The organism is Sphingomonas sp. CCH9-F2 (genome assembly GCF_001556735.1).
GTDB lineage: Bacteria > Pseudomonadota > Alphaproteobacteria > Sphingomonadales > Sphingomonadaceae > Sphingomonas > Sphingomonas ginsenosidimutans.
Genome location: NZ_LSJO01000155.1, coordinates 1 through 5,075, shown reverse-complemented (window position 1 = coordinate 5,075; position 5,075 = coordinate 1). Strand labels below are relative to the sequence as shown.

Here is a 5,075-nt window from a genome sequence, read left to right as displayed (position 1 = left end):
GTCTCCACCCGCGCGCCCGTGTCACACCCGCGCGCGCGATACTAGGGCGCAGGCGGCGGCAACGGTTCATCGCGCAGCGCCGCGTCCAGCGTCGCGAACGCCGCGGTCGCGGCCACCGCCGCGTCTATCGCCGCCTCCAGCGCGCGATAGGCGGCCAGCACGCGCCGCCCGGCGTCGGTCACCGCCGCGCCCCCGCCCCCGCCGCGCCCCGTCACCACCAGCCGTTCGCGCCAGCAACGGTTCATCTCGTCCACCAACAGCCAGCAGCGGCGATAGCTGATCCCCAGCGCGCGCCCCGCGGCGGAGATCGAGCCATGCTCGGCGATCGCCTCCAGCAGGTCGGCCTTGCCCGGCCCCAGCGCGATCGCCTCCCCGCACAGGATCTGGGCCTTCAGCTTCAGGGGACCGTGGCGCATCGCGCGCATGATGCGCCCCGCGCGCGGGTCAGGTCAACGCCACCGCCGCGCGGTCCACCGAGGCGGTCGCGGCGGCATATTCGGTGCAATTGCCCGCCCAGTTCTGGTAGATGCGCCCGTTCGCCGCCTTGTACCAGCTGTTGCACTGCGGATCGGCCCAGACGGTGCCGGCCAGCAGCTGTTCGATCCGCTGCTGGAACCGCGCCTGCGCCTCGGCGGTCACGTCGGCGGCGCTGGCGCCCTCGGCTTCCAGCGCGTCGAGCGTGCGCAGCATGTACGCCACCTGCTGTTCGATCATGAAGCTGATCGAATTGTGCCCCAGGTTGGTGTTGGGGCCATAAAGGACGAACATGTTCGGAAAGCCCGCCACCATGATCCCCAGATAGGCTTCCGGCCCGTCCGCCCATGCCTGGCGCAGCGTGCGCCCGCCGTTGCCGGCGACCTCCATCGACCAGTTCCACTCGGTCGTCTCGAATCCGGTGGCGAAGATCATCACGTCCAGCTCGATCAGCCCGTCGGGGGTGCGCACCCCGCCCGGCTCGATCATGTCGACCCCGCCGGTCACCAGCGTCACATTGTCGCGGCACAGCGCGGGGTAGAAATCGTCGCAGATCAGGATGCGCTTGCACCCGACCGGATAATCGGGGGTCAGCTTCGCGCGCAGGTCCGGGTCGGGCACCTGCGCCGCCAGATGATCGAGCGCGGTACGCGTGAACGCCGCGCGCCCCTCCGGTGTCCACTGGAACGCCTGCCACGTCAGGAAATCGGCCTGGTCGAAGATCATCGCGCGCTGCGCCGCGCCCAGCTTCATCGCCACGTCCATGCGCGTCGCCATCAGCGCCTTGGCCTCTGGCGTGATCGCCACGTCCATGCGCGGCACGATCCAGTTGGGGGTGCGCTGGAACACCGTCAGATGCCCGGCGACCTTCGCCACCTCCGGGATCAGCTGCACCGCGCTGGCCGCCGATCCGATCACGCCGACGCGCTTGCCGGTCAGGTCGATGCCCTCGGGCCAGTCGGCGGCGTGGAACATCGTGCCAGCGAACGTCTCTCGTCCCGCGATCGCCGGCCATTGCGGCCGCGACAATTGCCCCAGCGCGGGGACGATCGCGTCGAACGTCGCGCGCGCGCCCTTTTCCGTCTCCACCGTCCAGTGCCGCGCGCCCTCGTCCCAGGCGGCGCGCACCACGCCTTCGTTCAGGTGCAACACCTCGCCCAGCCCGAACTGTTCGACCAGCGATTGCGTATAGGCGTGGATTTCCGGCCCGCGCGCATAATGGTGGCTCCAGTGCGGGTTGGGGGCGAAGCTGAACTGGTACAGGATCGCCGGCACGTCGCACGCCACGCCGGGATAGCGGTTGGCGCGCCACGTGCCCCCCACCGAATCGGCATGTTCGTAGATCGTCACCTCGTGTCCGGCCTCGCGCGCCTTGATTGCGGCGCACAGCCCGCCCATCCCCGCACCGATCACCGCGATCCGCTTGCCCATCCTGCCTCTCCTCATGCGGTCTGTCGCCGCGCGCCGGCAGAATGCCGCGCAGGTGCCGCGAAGGGAAGCGGTTAAAGTCGATCGTTTTAGAAGCGGAAAGGTCGCTCCCTTCTCACGGCGGCGGCGTGTCGCGCTGCTTCTGGATCAGCGCCACCGCGATCATCGCCAGCAACCCCAGCGGAAACCACAGTCCCGGCTTGCCCACGACGATACCGATGAACCAGAATATCGCCAGCGCGGCGAACGGGGTGAACTTCGTCATGGCGCAACGCTATGGCGTCGACGCGACCCCGACAAGTATCCTACGATCGCCCGCCCACACACGTGACGCGATCAGCGCCGCTGCGGGTGCGACGGAGTCGGTGTCGGACGCCTCCGGGGGTGGCGGAGGCGCAGGTCGGTCCCCGCCGGTCTTACCCTCCGATCGAATAGGTCACGGACACCTGCTGGCGCGTCTCTATCGGCGCCGGAGTCACGTCGATCGCCACCGGCGCCATAGCCTCAGGGGGTGGGGGCGGCGGTGGGGGCGGCGCCGCCCGCATCGCCGCGCCCATGACGATCGGTTCGTACCCCTCCTGGTCGGTGACGGTCACGATCGCGCCCAGCGGCGTCCCCGCACCCGTGGCGACCGCCTCCGCCCGCGTCTTCGCATCCGCGATCGCGGCGGCGGTGGCGCGCGCCTGCGCCTCGCGCGGGTTCGAGAGCGAAAAGCCCGTCAGCCGTGCATCGCTCGCTCCCAGCCGTGCGGCCAGTCCCACCGCAGTCCCCGCCTTGCCGATCGCGCCGGTGCGCACCCCGGCCTGCATCCGCGCCAGATAACCGGTGATCGCGCACGCCCCCTGGCTCAGCCGCGGGCGCCCGTTATAGCCCTGGTCGTCGCAGGCGCGGTCCTTCACCTCGATGACGATGACGTTGCCGGTGGTGATCTCGGCCCCCGCGCCCAGCAACCCGCCCAGCGCACCCGCGATCGCTTTCTGCCGCGTCGCCAGCGCGCGGCTCGCCTCGTCCGGGGTCGTGCCTTCGCCGCGCACCCAATAGTCGAGCCGTGCCGTATCGGGCGGGGTCCGCACCACGCCCACCCCGGTCACGCGGATCGTCCGTTCCGGCCCGGCGGGCGCCTGCGCCATCCCCGCCGCCGGTACCAGTGCCGCCGCAGCGGCCAGCATCGCATGTCGCATCACGTCGCCCTCCTCGATTCCCGGCGTCAAATCCGCGCCTCAGATCGCCGCCAGCGCCTGTTCCATGTCGGCGATCAGATCGTCGGCATCCTCGACCCCGATCGAGATGCGCACCAGATTGTCGGTGATCCCCAGCGCCTGCTTGCGCTCGTCCGCGACCGACAGATGCGTCATCGCCGCCGGGTGGCTCGCCAGCGTCTCCGTCCCGCCCAGGCTGACCGCCAGCTTGGCGATCCTGAGCGCGTCGAGGAACCGGAACGCCTCCGCCTCGCCGCCCTTCAGGTACAGCGAGAACGTGGAGCCGCCCCCGGTGCAATGCCGGCGGTAGATATCGGCCTGCCGCCCCTCCGCCTCCGCCAGGAAGCCGAGATAGCCGACCCGCTCCACCTTGGAATGATCGCGCAGGAACGCGCACACCTTGGCGGCATTGTCGCCGGCGCGGCTCATCCTGAGTTCCAGCGTCTCCAGGCTGCGCAGCAGCATCCACGCGGTATTGGGGTCGCAGATCGTGCCGATCGTGTTCCGCATCGCGCGGATCGTGTTGATCAGCGCCTTGGCGCCCAGCACCCCGCCGGCGACCAGATCGGAATGGCCCCCGGCATATTTGGTCAGGCTGTAGACGACCACGTCGGCGCCGTGGCGCAGCGGCTGCGACCACAACGGCCCCAGGAAGGTGTTGTCGATCGCGATCGGCGGCATGTCGGCGGCATCGGCGAAGATCGCGTCGCGGCTCGCCGCCACCGCCTCGACATCGACCAGCGCATTGGTCGGGTTCGCGGGGCTTTCGAGGTAGATCAGCGCCACCCGCCCGCCGTCCGCGGCGCGCTGCAGCACCGCATCGATCTCCGCGCGCGTGGCGCCGGCGGGGAAATCGAGCCACTTCACCCCGAACTGCCCCAGCACGCGCGCGATCAGCGTCTCGGTCGCGGCATAGAGCGGGCCGGAATGGACGATCGTGTCGCCCGGCCGCACCAGCGACAGGAACAGCGTCGCGATCGCCGACATGCCGCTGGAAAAGGTCAGCGCATCCTCCGCGCCTTCCCAGATGCCCAGCCGGTCCTCCAGTATCTCCTGGTTGGGGCCGTTGAACCGCGAATAGACCAGCCCCTCCGCGCCGCCGGGGCGCTTGCCGGTCACGCCCTCGAAATGGCGCTTGCCGGCGGCGGCGTTGGGGAACACGAACGTGCTGGTCAGGAACACCGGCGGCTTCAGCGCGCCTTCCGACAGCGCCGGGTCGTATCCATGGCCCATCATCAGCGTCGCGGGTTTCAGCCGGCGTCCGCCGATCGCATCGACCTCCGGTTTGGCGGAACGCCGCGTCGTCTCCACGCCGGTCAGCGTGTCCTCGGTCTCGCCGCTCATGCGTCCTCGTCCTCTTCTGTCTTATTTGGATCGATAGGGGATGAAATCGCCCATCGCACAGCTGCCGGTCGGCATCCCGATCGGCAGGTTGACGGTCTGCGCGATATCGCCGCGGCACAGCCGGCCCTGATACTGGCGCGTCACCAGCGTGTCGCCGCGCGCGACGTTGCTGCACCCGCCGCCGGTGTCGCTGACATAGACCAGCTTGCTGCTGACCCGGTAGATCAGCTTGCCGTCATAGGCGGTCAGCCGCGGGTTGTTGAACCGCGTGTCGATGCACGTCTCCGGCTTGCCGGGGATCTTGCCCGCCAGCAGCTGCCGATATTCCGCCGCCGCCTTCGCCTCGACGGAACCGCGCGCCGGTTCGCGCTGGGCGTTGGCGCCGACCACCGCCAGCGCGCTCAATGCCGCCGCGGCGGTGAAGCTGATGAGGAACCGCATTCGCTCTCTCCCTATCCGTCCCCCGCGCCCGACATATCCGATAACGCACGAACGCTAGAATGCATCCTTCGCCGCGCGCAATCGCGCCAGTTCGTCGGCATCCGCCGCGCGCAGGAACGGGTTGGTCGCACGTTCCGCGTGGATCGTGGTCGGCACCGTCGCCTCGCCCGCGGCGCGCAGCGCGTCGAC

The 5,075-nt window shown here is 69.9% G+C and carries 7 protein-coding genes; all 7 read right to left on the bottom strand.

Going from position 1 to position 5,075, the window contains the following annotated elements; all coding sequences use genetic code 11:
* Nucleotides 1-41 precede the first annotated feature (41 nt).
* Nucleotides 42-416 carry a winged helix-turn-helix domain-containing protein gene (locus tag AX685_RS04515; protein WP_066485882.1) on the bottom strand — a complete coding sequence of 125 codons (375 nt, stop codon included), beginning with the start codon at nucleotides 414-416 and terminating at the stop codon, nucleotides 42-44.
* A gap of 28 nt (nucleotides 417-444) precedes the next feature.
* Complete coding sequence (locus tag AX685_RS04510) at nucleotides 445-1,905, bottom strand: flavin-containing monooxygenase (protein WP_066485879.1); 1,461 nt, start codon at nucleotides 1,903-1,905, stop codon at nucleotides 445-447.
* Nucleotides 1,906-2,017: 112 nt separating this feature from the next.
* On the bottom strand, nucleotides 2,018-2,167 hold the full coding sequence (locus AX685_RS22290) for a hypothetical protein (protein ID WP_176484840.1): 150 nt from the start codon (nucleotides 2,165-2,167) through the stop codon (nucleotides 2,018-2,020).
* 151 nt (nucleotides 2,168-2,318) lie between these two features.
* Nucleotides 2,319-3,083, bottom strand: a complete 765-nt coding sequence (locus AX685_RS04505) for an SIMPL domain-containing protein (protein WP_096611437.1) — start codon at nucleotides 3,081-3,083, stop codon at nucleotides 2,319-2,321.
* Between the two features lie 39 nt (nucleotides 3,084-3,122).
* The gene (locus tag AX685_RS04500; protein WP_066485870.1) at nucleotides 3,123-4,445 is read right to left on the bottom strand and encodes a cystathionine gamma-synthase family protein; all 1,323 of its coding nucleotides are present in this window, start codon (nucleotides 4,443-4,445) and stop codon (nucleotides 3,123-3,125) included.
* 21 nt (nucleotides 4,446-4,466) lie between these two features.
* Nucleotides 4,467-4,886, bottom strand: a complete 420-nt coding sequence (locus AX685_RS04495) for a hypothetical protein (RefSeq protein WP_066485868.1) — start codon at nucleotides 4,884-4,886, stop codon at nucleotides 4,467-4,469.
* Nucleotides 4,887-4,940: 54 nt separating this feature from the next.
* Nucleotides 4,941-5,075, bottom strand: a 135-nt coding sequence (locus AX685_RS04490; RefSeq protein ID WP_331710147.1) for a hydroxyacylglutathione hydrolase C-terminal domain-containing protein, incomplete at its 5' end; no start/stop codon positions are given.